17 protein-coding genes are annotated in these 17,569 nt (G+C 36.4%); 5 read left to right on the forward strand and 12 right to left on the reverse strand.

Going from position 1 to position 17,569, the window contains the following annotated elements; translation table 11 throughout:
• Positions 1 to 38: 38 nt before the first annotated feature.
• Both V7112_RS06785 and V7112_RS06790 read right to left on the reverse strand, forming a co-directional pair.
• Positions 39 to 971 (reverse strand): manganese-dependent inorganic pyrophosphatase, encoded by a 933-nt coding sequence (locus tag V7112_RS06785; protein WP_335417032.1) that lies wholly within the window; start codon positions 969 to 971, stop codon positions 39 to 41.
• Between the two features lie 88 nt (positions 972 to 1,059).
• Complete coding sequence (locus tag V7112_RS06790) at positions 1,060 to 1,353, reverse strand: DUF6509 family protein (protein ID WP_335417034.1); 294 nt, start codon at positions 1,351 to 1,353, stop codon at positions 1,060 to 1,062.
• Positions 1,354 to 1,660: 307 nt separating this feature from the next.
• Between V7112_RS06790 and V7112_RS06795 the strand changes: the two genes are divergently transcribed.
• Positions 1,661 to 1,861, forward strand: a complete 201-nt coding sequence (locus V7112_RS06795) for a hypothetical protein (RefSeq protein WP_335417036.1) — start codon at positions 1,661 to 1,663, stop codon at positions 1,859 to 1,861.
• A 183-nt stretch (positions 1,862 to 2,044) separates the two neighbouring features.
• Here V7112_RS06795 and V7112_RS06800 read toward each other — a convergent pair whose 3' ends face one another.
• From V7112_RS06800 to V7112_RS06810, 3 genes are read right to left on the reverse strand one after another with little or no spacing between them, the layout of a single operon-like run.
• Complete coding sequence (locus tag V7112_RS06800; protein WP_335417038.1) at positions 2,045 to 2,839, reverse strand: ABC transporter ATP-binding protein; 795 nt, start codon at positions 2,837 to 2,839, stop codon at positions 2,045 to 2,047.
• A complete protein-coding gene (locus V7112_RS06805; protein ID WP_335417040.1) occupies positions 2,814 to 3,845 on the reverse strand; it encodes an ABC transporter permease in 1,032 nt (343 codons plus the stop codon). The genes V7112_RS06800 and V7112_RS06805 overlap by 26 nt, the downstream gene beginning before the upstream one ends.
• Positions 3,846 to 3,863: 18 nt before the next feature.
• A complete protein-coding gene (locus V7112_RS06810) occupies positions 3,864 to 4,877 on the reverse strand; it encodes an ABC transporter substrate-binding protein (protein WP_335417042.1) in 1,014 nt (337 codons plus the stop codon).
• A gap of 311 nt (positions 4,878 to 5,188) precedes the next feature.
• Here V7112_RS06810 and V7112_RS06815 point away from each other — a divergent pair, with 311 nt between their 5' ends.
• A complete protein-coding gene (locus tag V7112_RS06815; protein ID WP_335417044.1) occupies positions 5,189 to 6,532 on the forward strand; it encodes a sodium-dependent transporter in 1,344 nt (447 codons plus the stop codon).
• 53 nt (positions 6,533 to 6,585) lie between these two features.
• Here the strand turns inward: V7112_RS06815 and V7112_RS06820 are convergent, their stop codons facing one another.
• Positions 6,586 to 7,923 carry a hemolysin family protein gene (locus V7112_RS06820; protein WP_335417046.1) on the reverse strand — a complete coding sequence of 446 codons (1,338 nt, stop codon included), beginning with the start codon at positions 7,921 to 7,923 and terminating at the stop codon, positions 6,586 to 6,588.
• A gap of 231 nt (positions 7,924 to 8,154) precedes the next feature.
• Between V7112_RS06820 and V7112_RS06825 the strand changes: the two genes are divergently transcribed.
• Positions 8,155 to 8,688, forward strand: a complete 534-nt coding sequence (locus V7112_RS06825) for a YceI family protein (protein ID WP_335417048.1) — start codon at positions 8,155 to 8,157, stop codon at positions 8,686 to 8,688.
• Positions 8,689 to 8,722: 34 nt separating this feature from the next.
• Here the strand turns inward: V7112_RS06825 and dacB are convergent, their stop codons facing one another.
• The 5 genes from dacB to V7112_RS06850 form a co-directional block, all read right to left on the reverse strand.
• Positions 8,723 to 10,150, reverse strand: coding sequence for a D-alanyl-D-alanine carboxypeptidase/D-alanyl-D-alanine endopeptidase (gene dacB, locus V7112_RS06830; RefSeq protein WP_438823870.1), 1,428 nt, complete (start codon positions 10,148 to 10,150; stop codon positions 8,723 to 8,725).
• Between the two features lie 194 nt (positions 10,151 to 10,344).
• On the reverse strand, positions 10,345 to 11,184 hold the full coding sequence (locus V7112_RS06835; RefSeq protein WP_335417050.1) for an undecaprenyl-diphosphate phosphatase: 840 nt from the start codon (positions 11,182 to 11,184) through the stop codon (positions 10,345 to 10,347).
• Positions 11,185 to 11,445: 261 nt separating this feature from the next.
• Complete coding sequence (locus V7112_RS06840) at positions 11,446 to 12,060, reverse strand: DedA family protein (RefSeq protein ID WP_335417052.1); 615 nt, start codon at positions 12,058 to 12,060, stop codon at positions 11,446 to 11,448.
• Between the two features lie 95 nt (positions 12,061 to 12,155).
• Entirely contained in the window at positions 12,156 to 12,911 is a 756-nt protein-coding gene (locus tag V7112_RS06845) for an exodeoxyribonuclease III (RefSeq protein WP_335417054.1), read from the reverse strand.
• Between the two features lie 23 nt (positions 12,912 to 12,934).
• Positions 12,935 to 13,669, reverse strand: coding sequence for a glucose 1-dehydrogenase (locus V7112_RS06850; protein ID WP_335417056.1), 735 nt, complete (start codon positions 13,667 to 13,669; stop codon positions 12,935 to 12,937).
• 133 nt (positions 13,670 to 13,802) lie between these two features.
• Between V7112_RS06850 and V7112_RS06855 the strand changes: the two genes are divergently transcribed.
• On the forward strand, positions 13,803 to 14,771 hold the full coding sequence (locus V7112_RS06855; RefSeq protein ID WP_335417059.1) for a hypothetical protein: 969 nt from the start codon (positions 13,803 to 13,805) through the stop codon (positions 14,769 to 14,771).
• 235 nt (positions 14,772 to 15,006) lie between these two features.
• Positions 15,007 to 15,429, forward strand: coding sequence for a transcriptional regulator MntR (gene mntR, locus V7112_RS06860; protein WP_438823869.1), 423 nt, complete (start codon positions 15,007 to 15,009; stop codon positions 15,427 to 15,429).
• 27 nt (positions 15,430 to 15,456) lie between these two features.
• Here the strand turns inward: mntR and V7112_RS06865 are convergent, their stop codons facing one another.
• The gene (locus V7112_RS06865; RefSeq protein WP_335417061.1) at positions 15,457 to 17,442 is read right to left on the reverse strand and encodes a DUF4179 domain-containing protein; all 1,986 of its coding nucleotides are present in this window, start codon (positions 17,440 to 17,442) and stop codon (positions 15,457 to 15,459) included.
• Positions 17,443 to 17,569 lie beyond the last annotated feature (127 nt).

Below are 17,569 nucleotides of genomic sequence, written 5' to 3' on the forward strand. Positions count from 1 at the left end.
AGCCCTAAAAAGGATTGACCTTTTTAGGGCATTTCATTTTAGAGGCTATTGAAAGCTTCCGTTAGTACTGGAACTACTTGTTTCTTACGAGAAACAACACCCTTTAATTCCGCTGTTTTGTTTTCAAGTGTTACATTAAATGCTTGTTCCACAGCTTCGGTTTTTGCACCAACTGCAAAGCCGACAGAGTCATTGTTTAAAATGTCTGTAATGACAAGTAAGAATAAATCAAGTCCGTTATCATTGATTTGTTGATTCATTACTTCTTCAAGTTCACTTTTCCTTGCAAGGACATCCTGTGGGTCAACTACGTTAACCTGAGCAATTTGAACTTTGTTACCATTCATTGAGAATTCTTTAGAATCTAAAGAAACTAATTGTACCGCAGACTTGTCACTTACATTTGCACCAGCTTTTAACATTTCAAGTCCGTAGCTATCTGCGTCTACACCAGCAATTTCAGCCAATTCACGAGCAGATTGAACATCTTCCTCAGTACAAGTTGGCGATTTGAATAATAGTGAATCAGAGATGATTGCTGAAAGCATTAAACCAGCAGTTTCTTTTGTGATTTCAACATTGTTTTCTTTATAAAGCTTGTTAAGAATTGTTGCTGTACATCCAACAGGCTCTACACGGAAATACAATGGATCACTCGTTTCAAAGTTTGCAACACGGTGATGGTCGATTACTTCTTTGATTTTAACATTTTCAAGCCCGTCTGCACTTTGTTGACGTTCATTGTGGTCAACTAAAATAACGGACCCGACTTCATTTGCTACATTATCCACTAAACGTGGTGCTTCCGCTTTAAAATAATCCAGGGCATATTGTGTTTCACTGTTTATTTCACCTAAGCGAACTGGTTCAGCATCAACCCCAAGCTTCTTTTTAAGTTCTGCATATGCAATTGCTGAACAAATTGTATCAGTATCTGGGTTCTTATGACCAAAAACAAGTACTTTTTCCATTTTGCATGACTCCTTATTGCTTAATATGTATGATGTACTCTCTCATTTTACACAAACATCCCTTAAGGATAAAGAATTTTGGACCTATTTATTCATTTTCTTCATCTAAATGTGTTTTGCAAAATTCATTAACGGCGATTTCTTCATTTTCCTCAAGTTCAAAATCAAGCACTTTTTTATTATTTTTTTCATAAAAATAATATTGGGCAATTCGCGCACCCTTACTATCAACCGCATAAATTACTTTTAGTTCAATTCCATTTTCAGAATATAATTCATCATCCTCTGGAACCTCGATATCCAAAAAGAACTCGTAGCGGTCACCCTCTAAAATTCCTGTTGGATCCTTTAGTTTTTCAACCGAATATCCGGTAATATTCATTGTTACATTGCCACCCTTCCAATACGATTAACTCCGTAACTATTATACACATTCTTTCCATAAGAGTGAAAAATTTTCCTGTTTTGCGCCCAAATTAAGATTCGTACACTATTTAACTCATAGGACATCCTTTGTTTAAATAAAATAATAATACATCCCAATAAAAAAAGCTTAATGCTTCCGCTTATCGGCAACAAGCATTAAACGAGCGATGACAAAAGGTGCTATATACCTTCCGAAGCGATTGGCTTAGACCAGAGAGCTGCTGGCGCATGGAGCCAAACAATCAAAAAGGAGTTGTGGACAAATGGTAATAATGAATAAAATCGCCTTATTTTTTGTGATAGTATACTCAGGTATTATCTTTATGAATACGTATTTAGGGGAATCTGAACGAGTACAATCGAATGTTGTCATTTTTGTCTTGAATGGATTTGCCTATATTGTATCTGCCATGGACATAGAAAGAGAAAAACAATTGCTTGTTGATAATCAATCAATCGCATGAAAAACGACCGCTTCGTGTTAAAGCGGCCGTTTTTTCATTTATCACGAATGAACGGGCAGTAATACCCCACATTAAAACATTAGTGTATACAATGTAGTTTAGTGGGGATGACTGCCCTAAAAGCCCGATTGGTTCAACTAACAATCAGTGGGGATGCAGACCCCCACTGATTGAAGTTTCACTTTATGAAAGTAATGCACGGTCATTAGTCATTTTTGCGCCTCTGATTCGTTGGAACTCATTTAGCAATTGATCAACAGTCAAATTCGCTTTTTCCTGTTCATCAACCTCTAAAATAATTTGTCCCTTATCCATCATGATTAGCCGGTTTCCTAAATCAAGAGCCTGTTGCATATTGTGAGTGACCATTAAAGTTGTAAGATTGTATTTTTTTACGATATCTTTTGTTAAATTTGTAATCAATTCTGCACGAGCTGGATCAAGTGCTGCCGTATGTTCATCAAGTAACAAAATTGATGGTTCAGTAAAGGTAGCCATAAGAAGTGACAATGCTTGCCGTTCTCCCCCTGATAACAAGCCTACTTTAGCAGATAGCCGATTTTCTAATCCTAGGTTAAGGGATTCTAAAACTTCTCTAAAGTAGTCCTTTCGTCTTTTTGTTACTCCTTTACGTAAACTACGCGTTTTATTACGGGAATATGCCATTGCAAGATTCTCTTCAATCGTCATATTCGGTGCAGTTCCAGCCATTGGATCCTGGAATACACGTCCAATAAGTTTAGCTCGTTTATGTTCAGGTAAAAATGTAACATCCTTCCCTGTAATTTCAACCGAACCTGCATCTGGAATCAACACACCTGAGATCACATTCATTAACGTCGATTTACCGGCACCATTACTACCGATTACTGTAACAAAATCGCCTTCGTTTAATTGCAAATTTGTCCAATCAAGGGCAATTTTTTCATCTGGAGTACCTTCATTGAAGATTTTATGAATTTGATTTAAGTGTAGCACTCGCCTCACCCTTTCTTTCTGAAGGTACGCCGTTCATTTGAACAAGTTGTTTTTGTCGTTTTGCTCGTCTATTTTTCTCTTTTGTTCCTTCAAGAATTTTAGGAAGGACTAGCGCAATTATCACGATGATTGCTGTAATTAATTTCATATCTCCGGGTTGTAGGAACTCAACACGTAATGCAAGTGAAACGACAATCCGATAAATGATTGCTCCACCAATAACGGCAATTGTTGCTCTAGCAATCGTTTTGGCACCAAATATCGCTTCACCGATAATAACAGAAGCTAAGCCAATCACAATCATCCCAATCCCCATACCAACATCGGCAAATCCACCTTGTTGAGCAATAAGAGATCCTGAAAATGCTACAAGTGCATTTGATATACCTAATCCAAGGATTGTCATAAGGTTTGTGTTAGCTGAAAAACTGGAAATCATTTTTTTATTGTCACCAGTTGCTCGAACTGCAAGACCAATTTCTGTTCTTAGGAAAAGATCGATTAATAATTTAATTACAAACGTAACAACAATCATAAAAAGCAGGATGCCCCATGTTTTAGGCAGGCTACCACCTAAGCCAATTGCCGAAACAAAAGAATTGAAAAAGGAATCTATTCCTGATGAAGCAGATACACCAGATACGTTTGTAAATGTTGTATCAATATTTAATAATGAAACATTAGATTTTCCCATAATACGTAGATTGATTGAATAGAGGGCGATCATCATCAAAATACCAGATAGTAATGCATTAATTTTACCAACCGTGTGTAGTAATCCTGTGATACTGCCTGCAATAAATCCGGCAACAAGTGCTAGAAGCGTTGCGATAAAAGGATTTACCCCATTTGTAATCAAAATGGCGGAAACAGCAGCTCCTGTAACGAAGCTGCCGTCAACCGTCAAGTCCGGAAAATCTAGTATACGGAAGGACAGGTACACACCAATTGCCATGATTGCATAGATGATTCCTGATTCAAATGCCCCAAATAACGCTGTAAACATGTTGAATCATCCTTTCTTTTATTCCCCTTCGTAGATGTTAGCAATTTTCTCCCATTCAGGTTTAATTTCGATTCCTTGTTCTTCCGCTGCTTTTTTGTTTATAACAAGCTGTAGGCTATTTGGAAGTTCAACTGGAATTTCAGAAGCTTTCTTCTCACCTTTTAAAATTGCTGCAGCCATAAGCCCTGATTGGTATCCAATATCATAGTATTCAAATCCACTTGCAGCAAATCCACCAGCTTTCATTGAGTCGAGTTCGCCGACGAATAAAGGAATATCCTTTTCATTTGCAACCGCAATGATTGAATCTAATGCTTGAACTGCAGTGTTATCCGTTGGAATATAGATTGCATCTACTCGACCAACTAAGCTTTCCGCTGCTTGCTTTACTTCAGCAGTTGTAGAAACTGAAACTTCAACTAACTCTGCACCATCTTGTTCAGCAAATTCTTTTACTTGCTCAACCTGAACAACTGAGTTTTGTTCACCAGAATTGTAGATTACACCTATCTTTTTCGCTCCCATTTCTTGCGTAATAAAGTTGATTGTTGTTTTTGTAGCATCTGGGTGGTTATCAGTTGTACCTGTAATATTAGCACCTGGTTTATCAAATGCTTCAACTAGTTTAGCACCAACTGGGTCTGTTACAGATGTGAAAATGATTGGAATTTCACTTGTTGCATTGAGTGCAGCCATTGCACTAGGTGTTGCGTTCGCAAAGATTAAGTCAACTTTGTCACCAACCAGTTTTTGTGCAATTGTTGCTGTGTTGCTTTGTTCACCTTGCGCATTTTCTAAGAAAATCTTTAAATTTTCGCCTTCTTTAAAGCCTTGATCTTCTAATGCCTTTTTAAAGCCTTCTGTCGCAGCATCTAATGAAGTATGTGGCGCATATTGTGTAATACCAACTACCACTTGCTCCTTTTCGCTGCTTTTACCAGCATCACCTGAAGTGTTATCTGACGTACCACAACCAGCTAAAGCTAGGAAACCAGCTAATACCACTCCTACAATTTTACTTGAACCCTTCATGATAATCCCCCTTAATATCCTTTACTCTTTTTGCTTATTCTAGTATTTTATTACTTTACTAAAATAATAATTTCCACACGTTTAACTTTAATGCACGAAAGCGAAAAAGCGTTAACGCGTGCCATTGTTTAATCGTAATATTACCATCCTAGGCGCTTTGCGTCAATTATTTTCTGAACATTTTACAATTTCAAGTAATATTTTTTTCATAAAGTAAAATAAGATTTTTTGTTTTCCTGTGATAATACGTTTTAATTTATTTCAGTTAACAAAGAATAAAACAATATGAAGTTTGTAATGGAGGTATTTGATTGAAGCAATCTGAACAATGGTCTTCTAAAATTAGCTTTATTTTAGCGGCAGCAGGATCTGCTATCGGATTAGGGGCAATTTGGAAATTCCCTTATGTGGCAGGGACAAGTGGTGGCGGCATTTTTTTTATCATTTTTCTTTTTTTCACACTGTTAATTGGTTTGCCACTTTTATTAGCTGAATTTGTAATAGGTAGAACGACACAAAAAAACGCAATAAACTCTTTTAAAGAGTTAGCTCCCAATACAAGTTGGCACATCATTGGGCGTCTAGGTTTTTTTACAAATGCAATCTTACTCTCTTTTTATAGTGTCGTGGGCGGCTGGATTTTAATTTATTTGGTAAGCGGAACTATTGGAAAATTGAATGGATTGACTAAACATGAGTATGCTGCGTATTTCGGGGAAACGATTGCAAACCCATTTCTTGTTGTGATAGCACAACTCGTATTTATCTTAATTACTGTTATTGTAGTTGCAAAAGGAGTCCAAGCAGGGATTGAAAAAGCAAATAAATGGATGATGCCTGCCCTTTTCATCATTTTTATAGTAATTATCATTCGCTCGGTTACACTTGAGAACTCACTTGAGGGAATCTTGTTTATTCTAAAGCCAGCCTTTTCATCTTTAACCTCTGACACAATTTTGTTTGCCTTAGGTCAATCCTTTTTCGCACTTAGTGTTGGTGCTTGTACAATGTTAACCTATAGCTCCTATCTCTCGAAAAAGGAAAACCTAGTTCAGTCAGCGTTTTCAATTGTGTTCTTAAATATTCTTGTTACTCTTTTGGCGGGTTTGGCCATTTTTCCGGCTGTTTTTGCATTTGGTTTAGAGCCGGACGTGGGACCTGTCCTCTTATTTAATGTATTACCGACAGTATTTAGCAATATGCCATTTGGAATGGTGTTTTTAGTTGCCTTTCTTGTGTTATTTTTATTTGCTACTCTAACCTCAGCATTTTCGATGCTAGAATTAATAGTGGCAATTTTAACAAAAGGTGATGTACAGAAGCGTAAGTTATACACCTGGCTTTCGGGCTTGGTTATCTTTATCGTGGGAGTACCATCAGCACTTTCTTTTGGGGTATTAAGTGATATTCATTTATTAGAAAAATCGATTTTTGACCTAGCTGATTACCTTGTGAGTAATATTCTTTTACCGGTTGGGGCTTTCTTTATTTCCCTATTTGTTTCGTTTAAATTTCCACGGACAACTCTTTATAAGGAAATGCAAATGGGCAGTAGCTTTCCCATTTCTCTATTAAAGGCATGGTTTTTTTTAATTCGGTATGTAGTGCCAGTAGTGATTGTAATTGTCTTCTTGGATAGTTTGGGGGTCATTTAAAAAAGGGTGTTCCAGTTAATCTCTTGGAACACCCTTTTCCTTTATAATCAGTGTCAATCTTTTTCATCTTCATTTTCTACTGGTGGTGAATGTTTAATCACCTTTATTCTCATAATTCGTTTTTCATCCATTTCTATTACTTTAAATGTATGATTTTTGTAGTCAATTTCGGGATGAATATCTCCAGAAGGTATATATCCAAGTTGACCAATCACAAACCCACTTAATGTATCATATTCATCCGTTGGAAAGTCGATTTTCAAAAGAACTTCTACTTCATATAAATTAATCGTTCCAGCCATGGAGTAAGTATTTTCATCAAGCTGGATGTAATCCTCGTCCTCGATTGTGTACTCATCGTATTCGTCAAAAATATTCCCGACGATTTCTTCGATCAAATCCTCAATTGTGACAATTCCATCCGTTCCACCATATTCATCAATAACAATAGCCATATGGATATTGTTTTTTTGCATTTCCTTAAACAATTCATTTGTATGCTTTGATTCTAAAACAAAATAAGGATCTCTTAGTAGGTCTTTTAAGTTAAAAGAAGTATCACTACAATCATCAACGAATTTAATTAATTCTTTTGAATGTAAGATGCCAACAATCTGGTCAATACTTTCATTATAAACCGGAAAGCGTGTGTATTTTTCTACTTTTACGAGATGAATAATTTCTTTTAATGTGTAGTCAAGTGGGATTGCAATAATATTAGTTCGATGGGTCATAATGTCTGATACAGTTTTATTATCAAATTCAAAAATATTATTAATCATAAATTTTTCTGATTCTTGTATGGTGCCTCTTTCTTTACCTACATCAACCATCATTCGAATTTCTTCTTCTGTTACATTTTCATCATCGGCATTAGGGTCGACGCCAAACAAACGCACAAGTCCGTTCGTTGATAATGTTAGTAGCTTAACAAAAGGTGATGTTACTTTTGAAAGAATAGTTAACGGCCTTGCGGCAATTAATGAGATTTCTTCTGCTTTTTGTAATGCTAGCCTTTTCGGTACTAGTTCCCCTATTACTAATGTGAAATAGGATAAAATAAGCGTAATGATAATCACTGAGATGGAATCAATAATACCCGGTGCAACTGGGACACCTATTTCAATAAGCCAGTTTGTTAAGTAAGTAGCAAAGCTTCCAGCTGCAAAGGCACTGGCTAGAAAACCAGCTAAAGTGATTCCAATTTGAATTGTGGCTAAAAATCTACTGGGATTCGATAGAAGCCTATGTAATAAAATTGCTTTTTTATCTCCACTGTCGGCCATTATTTTTACTTTATTATCATTTAATGAAACCATTGCCATTTCAGAAGCTGCAAAAAATGAATTCAGTAAAATCAAAACGACAAGGATTAAAATCTCAACTACCATGTTGAATACCTCCAATGATCAAAAGAAACGAACATTATTTTATTAAATTCCCCTTCTATTCTATCCATTATGCTTATTTTACTATGAGATATAAAATCATGCGAAATTCATGCTTAAAAATTCTTCTTTTTATGTTGACATTAACAGGAATCGGCTCTATAATTTATCTTAAGATACGATATCTTGAATTTAAGATATACGATATTAAAATAATTTTATGGGGGAATTAAAATGGCAAATACAAAATGGGCAGTAGATGCATCACACAGTAGTATTGATTTTTCAGTAAAACACATGATGATTGCAAAAGTAAAAGGTTCTTTTGAAAATTTTGAAGCAACAATTGAAGCAGATCCAGCGGACTTAACAACTGCTAATATTGAATTCAAAGTAGACCTTACAAGTATTAACACAAAGAATGCAGATCGTGACAACCACCTTCGTTCTGGTGATTTCTTTGATGTCGAAAACCATCCAACAATGACTTTCAAATCAACTTCTATCGTAAAAACAGATGATGGTGAATACGATTTAACTGGTGATTTAACAATTCGTGGTACGACAAAAACAGAAACCTTCAAAGTTGTATTTGAAGGTGCAGGTAAAGATCCTTGGGGAAATGAAAAAGCTGGCTTCAGTGCAACAGGTAGCCTAAATCGTAGTGACTATGGCTTAGTATGGAATGCAGCACTTGAAACTGGTGGCGTTCTCGTTGGAGATCAAGTGAAAATTTCACTTGAAATCGAAGCTGGAAAAGCTGAATAATACAAAGCAAAAAGCAGGCCATAGTGCCTGCTTTTTAATATTGATATAATAATGTAACGATTTTATCTTCGATTGGTTTTCCATGAGCGTCATTCATTAGATTATTTAATAGGATAGAATAGATTAGGTCTTCCCCACTCCTTGTTTTTATATATCCCGATAATGAACTCACAGTTGTAATCGTTCCTGTTTTCGCCTGAATCTTCCCAGCCATTTCTGGATTTTTCAAACGATATCGTAATGACCCACCAATAAGCCGTTCACTGTTTCCTGCAACCGGTAACGAGTGTAAAAACGTCGGAAACCAAGTTTGGTTTTGAGCGGAATAGAGAAGCTTTGAGATGTCGTTAGCAGATACCAGGTTCACGTGTGAAATTCCTGAGCCATCCCTAATCACCATACTACTTGGGTCCACACCGATTTTTCGAAGCTCTTCTTTAACGACATTAATCCCTTTTTCCCAGCTACCATCTCCATAACGGACACGTCCCATCTCCTTTACTAATGTTTCACCATGCCCGTTGTTGCTTAGCTTCATAAACGAAACTAGGAGTTCATTAAGTGGAATGGATGTATCAGTTGTAAGTAATGTAGCGTTATCAGGTGTTTTAGCTATCCCTTCCGTTCCGGTTACATGGATCCCTTGTTTAGCTAATGATTGCTTAAATACATCCAGCGCATAGCCAGTAGGCTCCCAAACAGTCATCCATTCTTGAATAGGTATCGCATTAACCGGGATTGTTCCTTCAATCGTTATGACATTCTCACCATGCTCACGAATGATTTCTATGTCCTTTTTTTCTTCTTTTCGAACTGTTTTAGCATTATTGATGACTTTTACGTAATTGCTGGTTGGTTGCAGAGAAATTTCAGCTTTTTCCCCCGCTTTCTTTCCTGGTGATACTTCCACAATTAATGTGCTGGAATCATAATCCTTATTCGGGGAAAGTGTTAATCCTGAAACAGCCGAACCATAATAATAAGTTTCATCGCTCCATGTTAAATCAATTGAATAGCGCTCTTCGTCATACCAGGTATCATCAGCAATTACATTTCCAAAAATCACCTCGACTCCCGACTGCTTTATTTTTTTTGCGAGTACATCCAAATCTTCCTGAAGCAAAGTGGGATCTCCTTTTCCCTTCAGATAAAGATTTCCTGTTAGTTTATTTCCATCAAGTTTTCCATCAGTAAGTATTTCCGTTGAAAACTGAAAATTTTCACCCAGGGCTGATAAAGCTGTTGCAGCCGTTATAAGCTTTAAATTGGAGGCAGGTCTAAGCCTGACATCTCCAGCGTGTTGATACAGGATTTCCCCGCTTTTTGCTGACCTAACGCTTATTCCGGCAATTGCTCCTTTTAAGTTCGGTTCATTCATGACGAGCTGATTTAGTTGCGCAAACACTTGATTTTGGTTCGAATTTGCATTTGCTTTTTCATGTTGTGGGTGGATGGATGGCATGAATGTAATTACAAACAATAGAATCGCTGCTAGTAAATATTTTCGAGATCGAATAATTGGTCTCCCCCTCTTCTAGTACTTTTGTACAAGTTTGGAACTATTACCATATTTTATACAAAATTGAGCGTAATATGAAGAGCGAATCTAATTTAAGCCAACAAAAAAAGCATCCCAGAAGAGATGCTTTTGCACATTTATAAAATTCCATAGTAAAAGAGAGCAATAACGGCTGCTAGCACGATGCGGTAAATCGCAAAAGGTAATAGCTTGATTTTATCAATTAAGCGTAAGAAGAATCGAATTGAGATTAATGCAAATACAAATGCACTAATGAATCCCGCAATAAATATAGGAAGTGCGTTCATATCAAAATACTCAAGGTTTTTTAGTAGTGAGATTCCACTTGCTCCTGCCATAATCGGTACGGCCATGATAAATGTAAAATCTGCTGCTGCTCTATGGCTTAATCCCACAAGTACACCACCTGAAATGGTTGATCCTGAACGTGAAAATCCTGGCCATAGTGAAAAACATTGAATCAGCCCTACAGTTAATGCTTGTTTGTACGTAATTTCATCCACTGTTTGTGTATTCGGGTGTTTAGCACTATAACGGTCAGCAGCAATCATTAAAAATGCACCAACTACTAAACCGATCAATACGTACTTCGTATCAAATAAATAATTATCAATTGTGTCTTCAAATAACACACCCAAAACACCAGCTGGAATTAATCCAACAATAATGTGAGTCAAACGTAAATGCTTTGCCCCAACTGGAACAATTTTATTTTTTCGATTAAGTCCTAATAAGTCGATAAACCGGTCTTTAAAGACAACAACAACGGCTAAAATAGAGCCAAGTTGGATAACAACCTTAAATGTATTTGCCGGATACTTTCCAAGAAACTCCTCTGTTTTTAGCCACATATCGTCAACAATAATCATATGACCTGTAGAGGAAACTGGCGCAAATTCTGTTAAACCCTCAACCAACCCTAAAATAATCGCTTTTATAATTTCAATAATTTCCATCAGATATAATATACTCCTTTTTTAAAGATGTCTAGCTCCAGGTGCCTGGTCTAAGCCAATAACTTCGGAAGGTAAATGGCACCTTCTGTCAGCAGTCGTCTTATGCTTGACTTGCACAGGACAAGGAAAGCTTCAACAGCATGATCCTCGCACGAAGAAAATGCATAGCATTTTCGAGGAAGTGCTGATATCGACGTTTGCCACAGGACGTGGCGGTAGTTAATCGATGATCCTCAATCCGGGCACCTTGCGCCTCTCTCATTATCTCGTTTTTGATCTTCTTTTGGTAAAAAATACAACAAGAAATCCAATTCCCGCTAATGCAATTAATGCATACGTAATATTGGAGTATATGTCCATGTAATGAACAATTGTATCCCAAGATTCACCAAAAGCAGCTCCTAGCATTACAAGAATCACATTCCAGATTAATGTACCGAGAGTTGTAAATAAAATGAACATCCAAAAATTCATATTGGACATCCCGGCTGGAATGGAGATCAAGCTTCTAATTAAAGGAATCATGCGGCAGAAAAATACAGTCCAATATCCATATTTATCAAACCAAGCATCTGCTTTATGAATATCCTCTTTTGTGATTCTTAAAATGCGCCCAAAACGGTCAACAATTTTCTCCAATCGCTCTACATCAAGTATGCGGCCAATTGCATATAGAATAATCGCTCCTACAACTGAACCCATTGTTGCAGCGATGATGACGCCTGTCACAGTTAAATTTGTTTTAATAGTCATAAAACCACCTGCAGTTAAAATGACCTCAGATGGTATGGGAGGGAATATATTTTCTAATGCAATTAAGAGAAAAATTCCAAAATACCCAAATTGGTCCATAAAGTCTGTTATCCAGTTTTGCATGTTTACCTCCAAATAAGAAGCTATTATTACTATTTCGATAGCATTCTTATTGTAATCTATGTTTGTCCTACTTTAAAGTATTCCTATAAAATTTTCTATTCGTGTAATTCCAAAACGACTGGGCAATGGTCGCTGCCCATTACGTGCGAGTGGATTTGAGAATCTTTTAAGCGTTCTTTCATTTGTTCGGAAACAATAAAATAATCAATTCTCCATCCAATATTCTTTTCACGCACATTTCGCATATAGCTCCACCATGTATATTGATCGGTCACGTCAGAATAAAAATGTCTGAAGGAATCAACGAAACCAGAGCTGAGTAAATCAGTCATCTTCCCACGTTCTTCATCGGTGAAACCAGAATTTCCTCGATTGGATTTTGCATTTTTTAAATCAAGGTCAGTATGAGCGACATTCAAATCACCGCAAAGGATAATTGGTTTTTTCTCATTTAAACGAATAAGATAATCACGCATCCGGTCTTCCCAATCAAGTCGGAAGTCGAGCCGTGCAAGATCTCTTTGTGAATTCGGTGTGTAAACATTGATTAAATAAAACCCATCAAATTCTAATGTAAGAATACGTCCTTCAGCTTCTTCATTCTCATCACCTACACCATAAGAAACTGAAAGAGGTTTATGTTTTGTAAAAACAGCCGTTCCCGAATAGCCCTTCTTAAGCGCATAGTTCCAATATTGATGATAGCCCTTTAGGTCTAGTTCAATTTGACCCTCCTGGAGCTTTGTTTCCTGCACACAAAAGATATCAGCATCGATTTCATGAAAATAATCTAAAAATCCTTTTTTGACACATGCCCTTAATCCATTTACATTCCAAGATACAAGTTTCATAATCTTAAAGCTTCCTCTCTATGTTACTCCTCATATATCATTTTTCTAGTCATGCCGCCGTCAACAACAAGATTAATTCCAGTAACAAAATTATTTTTCGGATCCGTCAAGTACAGACAAGCATTTGCAATATCATCTGGTTTTCCGACTCGTTTTGAAAAATGCTGCCAGTGATCGACTTCACGAAGCTCCTCATAGTTACTAGTTTCAATCCAGCCTGGTGAAATCGCATTTACTGTAATCTGATATTCCGCTAATGATGCTGCAAGAGCATGAGTAATCGCAACGATTCCGCCCTTTGTTGCAGCATAGCCTTCTGAATGGGGTTCAGACATGATCGCCCTTGTTGAGGCAATATTGATAATTGAGCCGCCAGATTTCTTCATATATTTGGCAGTCTCTCTCGAACACAAGAAGACACTACGCAAATTTGTATTTATGACATCATCCCATTCGTCAATGGTTACATCGAATGGTGATTTAAATAGATTTTTACCTGCGTTGTTTATTAAAATATCAATTTTACCATAAGTTTGATAGGTTTGGTTTACCAAATGGAGGATATCCTGTTCGTTTCTTACATCTGTTTTCATAAAAATGGCTTCCGCACCTTGTTCGTTAAGTTTTCTAGAAAGCTCAATTCCAGCTTCAGCATCCATATCTGCCAATACTACTTTTGCCCCCATTTCTGCATAAGCTTTTGCAATACCCTTTCCAATTCCATTTGCTGCTCCAGTTACAATTACCACACGAGTCATTTTCCTCACCAACCTATGATAGTAGTTTAATTCTTCCTTTCCCATTATAATCGACGAAACAAATTTGGCAAAATAAAACAGAGATTCATTGCTTCTAAGAATGATAAAATGACCTATGGGAGTGAGAACACACATGGGAAAAAAGATAATTGTGTTTCTATTATTGTTATGTAATCTTCCGATTTTATTAAGCTTAGATCCAACTACGTATGATCCTTCTTACTATTCGAAATATGAATCTCCAGAGGGGATTCTTTTCTTAAGTTACTCCGAAAACTGGAATAAGCCACAATTAGAAGATTTATATAGAGAATTAATAAAAAATAAACACGGTGAGGAAATTAATCTATTGCAGGAAGTTCGAGTTATGGCTGGTTCATCACCTTCAAATAATATGATTACTGGAATCTATCATCCTTTCATTAGTAGCATTACCCTTTATAAGGGAAACGAACATTCTACTGCAAGAGAATATCGCGACACATTGTCACATGAATATGGACATCATTTTACCTATTATTATTTTCCATCCCACCATTTTCCCTTTTCTAAATGGGCGAAGCTAAGAGGGCTAGATCATATGCCTATTAACTGGAATTCGTTTTTAAATTACTCCATTTCTGCACATGAATGGCATCCACAGGAAATTTTTGCGGATGATTATGTGGTGTTATACGGGGCAGTTGATAAATCAGAGCGAGACGATGTCTATACAAACGAAGCTTTCTATAAGCGGACACAGCATGAAAACCAGAAACTTGATAATGTGCTAGGGAATGAAGAACTACAACAATTTATTGAGCGAGAAACAGGAATAAAAATTGATAGTAACCGGAAACTGAAAACACCTGAACTTACAACTATTACTGACGAAAGTCTGACTTTTTCAGTGGAGAAAAAGAAGGATATTGCTTATCGGTTAAATCTCGGAGACTATGAATTATATGAAATTACCGAGGACCAAAGTGGTCTAATCACTTTTTCAGATATCATTTTCCCTGAAAATGCTGTTGTTTCACTGGATATTCTTGATTTAAATACGTCCATTGGGTATCGGATAGAGGATATCCGACTACATTTGGAGGATTTAATAGAAAATTAACCGCGTTTCATTATATAATAAAATTATGATGTTAAAGCTTATTCTAAAAGAGTGTCTCCAGAATAAACTTCTAGCCTCTGGCGGTTGCCTCAGATTTTTCAAAGGAATTTACCAAGAATATGATCAAAGACTAAGAATGCCACTTCCTGTGGCAACGTCTTTGTGACCCACATCGTGTTGGCCTAAAAAAATCTGGGCGCAAATATGCCATGGCGTAATTGATTGAAAGGCGGTAATGACGATTCCGACACCGAGTATGGAAGATTATTTAGAAAAAATTTATTTATCTATTCAGCAAAAAGGCTACGCTCGAAGCGTAGATATTGCTTCTTCTTTAAATGTCCTCCCTTCTTCCGTCACAAAGATGATGCAAAAATTGGACGAAGAAGGCTTTGGAATATACGAAAAATATAGAGGCTTTGTGCTCACCGACAAAGGTACAACTGTCGCAAAAAAACTAGTTGAAAAGCATGAAATGCTAGAAGACTTTTTAAAAATGATTGGTGTGCAAGATAAAAATATTTATGAAGAAGTAGAAAAACTTGAGCATTATATCAGTAAGGAAACCTCTCTTTGCTTATCGACCTTAATTGACTTTTTTGAAGAGAATCCTTCTGCTAAAAAGGAATACCTGCAATTTCGAAAAGACAAGATGTAAAAAGCTCAGGGGGCTGCCTGGGCTTTTTTATTTTAATTCTAAGTTAATTACTTCATCCAAATAAGTTGTGCTTTGGTACCCGGTTATTTGGAGCCATTCAGGAATAATTTCTTCATCCGAAACTTCATTATGAACCTCGATTACTATTTTCGTGATGTAATGGCGTGGTTTCTCAACTTTAGTTAGATTCGCGAAATAATCATATTCTTCCCGATTATATATTTTTCCATTGCGTTCAACCATTACACCTTCAATATCCATAGCCCCCATTGAAAAAGCTGAAGATTCATTTTGACCGAGGATATCAAACTGGATAGATTCAAATTTTCGTCCTTCACTCATTTCAGCTGACAGTTCGATTCGCGTAGGTTTGCCTAACTCAACATTATCAATTGAAATTTCACTACCCAGATATTCAAAAGTTTGTGGTAGCGGTTGGTTCATATCAATACCTACATTGTAAAAATCATTTTGATAAGATGACATAGAATTTAAACGAACAAGAATCTCTTTTGGATCATCAAAATATAAAGAATCAAAAAAGGAGTTAAACATGTCAAACTCTCCTGTACTGCTAGGTACTGGATAATAATATCCAAATGAAGCTGGTTTTGCTGTTTTATCGTTTGTTTCAATTCCTTCAAAAATTAGTTCATTAATATATTTATCATTCGTATTCGGCTCAAAATGATATTGAAGGGCTGTTAAAGTAGGAGCCAAAATTACCTTCTCAAACACTATTGGCACTCCATCCACTGTAATCTTTCCGCTCACAGGATGCTCAATAGAGACTTGCTTTTTAACTGGAATTTCGAAGTTCCATTCCCCTGAAATTAAATTAGAATCACTATTGTAATCCATCCATAATGGTTTTTCTGGGTCCTCCCCAATTTTTTGAAGTCTTGAAATGTTTAGCTTTAATGTTTGGACTTCTGATTGAACTGGGGATAAACCAAGTGTCCCTTTAAAAACAGAACCATGACCTTCTAAAGGCTGGACTGGTAGTTGGTTGATTGGGAAGGCTTGTTGTTCGAAGGTTTTAATTTCATCCTCAAATGAAATACCTTCCCAAAAATTAATACCATATTGCTCTACTTCTTCAAGATTCTCAACCTCATAATAAATCAAGGTTTGAAATTCATCAGCAATCGCACTTTTTATCGTTATTTTTATTCCATTGGATTCTTGAACAAGATTAAGCGGTTCTCCAATGCCACTTTTTAAAAACGCGAGTAACTGCTCATCCTCTTTGTCTTGCCAATCTAGCCAGGAATAATATAAATAATTAAAGCCATTTGTGACATATCCTATTAATAGTAGTAAAAAGAGTGAAGTAGCGACTCCAACACCAATGGTAGTTCGTTTCTTCTTCTTTTTTCTTTTTTCCTCCTCTATTTTCTTTAATTTTGTGATTACTTCATTCAAAAACGCTTCCGGAACTTCGGTTGCTTCGGTATCATCGATGAGAGAGTATATCGTATTCTGAAAGGCTGCTAGACTATTTTGGCAGCTTCTACATGTATGTAAATGTATTTCAAGTTCAATTTTTTCTTGTCGATTTAATGTTCGATTTAAATAATCAATAAATGTTTCCAGGTAGTGACCTTCATTAACTCCACTTAAACTCTGAATTCCTTTATGCAAACGTGATTTTACTATTTCAACTGTGATTTCAAGAATTTCGGCAACCTCTTGCTGCGAAAATCCTAATCCATAGGATAAAATGAGAGCATCATCTAAATCTTCTTGAACTCTTTTGTTTTTACATTCCTGTATGAAAAGAGAAATTACCCATTTTTCAAAGTTAGCAATCTTTTTTTGTCTTCCAATGTCAGCTTGAACAGTCAGCATGACTTCGAAAAAAACATCTTGGATTTCTTCAGTATTTTTCAAATATGCCCATGCAAGTTTATATAAACTCTCTTTCCGTTGATCAAACCAATTGATAATGGCCCCAATGTTTTTTTCTCGTACCATTTTTATTAAAACGGGCTCAGTCTCCGCTATTATCACAATGTATGTCTCTCCTCTAAATCAAATATGCCTTGGCATATTTGTGCCCCATTTTTAGGCCCACAGGAGTGGGTCATAAAGACGTTGCCACAGGAAGTGGCGCATTAGTCTTTGAACTTACTGCTCG

This window comes from Bacillus sp. JJ1566, assembly GCF_036962685.1.
Classification (GTDB): domain Bacteria; phylum Bacillota; class Bacilli; order Bacillales; family Bacillaceae_L; genus Ferdinandcohnia.

What these genes read in the sequence shown, in the direction of transcription:
- V7112_RS06785 (WP_335417032.1), bottom strand. Translation starts at nt 971, where the DNA reads ATGGAAAAAGTACTTGTTTTTGGTCATAAGAACCCAGATACTGATACA.
- V7112_RS06790 (WP_335417034.1), bottom strand. Translation starts at nt 1,353, where the DNA reads ATGAATATTACCGGATATTCGGTTGAAAAACTAAAGGATCCAACAGGA.
- V7112_RS06795 (WP_335417036.1), top strand. Translation starts at nt 1,661, where the DNA reads ATGGTAATAATGAATAAAATCGCCTTATTTTTTGTGATAGTATACTCA.
- V7112_RS06805 (WP_335417040.1), bottom strand. Translation starts at nt 3,845, where the DNA reads ATGTTTACAGCGTTATTTGGGGCATTTGAATCAGGAATCATCTATGCA.
- V7112_RS06810 (WP_335417042.1), bottom strand. Translation starts at nt 4,877, where the DNA reads ATGAAGGGTTCAAGTAAAATTGTAGGAGTGGTATTAGCTGGTTTCCTA.
- V7112_RS06820 (WP_335417046.1), bottom strand. Translation starts at nt 7,923, where the DNA reads ATGGTAGTTGAGATTTTAATCCTTGTCGTTTTGATTTTACTGAATTCA.
- V7112_RS06825 (WP_335417048.1), top strand. Translation starts at nt 8,155, where the DNA reads ATGGCAAATACAAAATGGGCAGTAGATGCATCACACAGTAGTATTGAT.
- dacB (WP_438823870.1), bottom strand. Translation starts at nt 10,150, where the DNA reads ATGCCATCCATCCACCCACAACATGAAAAAGCAAATGCAAATTCGAAC.
- V7112_RS06835 (WP_335417050.1), bottom strand. Translation starts at nt 11,184, where the DNA reads ATGGAAATTATTGAAATTATAAAAGCGATTATTTTAGGGTTGGTTGAG.
- V7112_RS06840 (WP_335417052.1), bottom strand. Translation starts at nt 12,060, where the DNA reads ATGCAAAACTGGATAACAGACTTTATGGACCAATTTGGGTATTTTGGA.
- V7112_RS06845 (WP_335417054.1), bottom strand. Translation starts at nt 12,911, where the DNA reads ATGAAACTTGTATCTTGGAATGTAAATGGATTAAGGGCATGTGTCAAA.
- V7112_RS06850 (WP_335417056.1), bottom strand. Translation starts at nt 13,669, where the DNA reads ATGACTCGTGTGGTAATTGTAACTGGAGCAGCAAATGGAATTGGAAAG.
- V7112_RS06855 (WP_335417059.1), top strand. Translation starts at nt 13,803, where the DNA reads ATGGGAAAAAAGATAATTGTGTTTCTATTATTGTTATGTAATCTTCCG.
- mntR (WP_438823869.1), top strand. Translation starts at nt 15,007, where the DNA reads ATGACGATTCCGACACCGAGTATGGAAGATTATTTAGAAAAAATTTAT.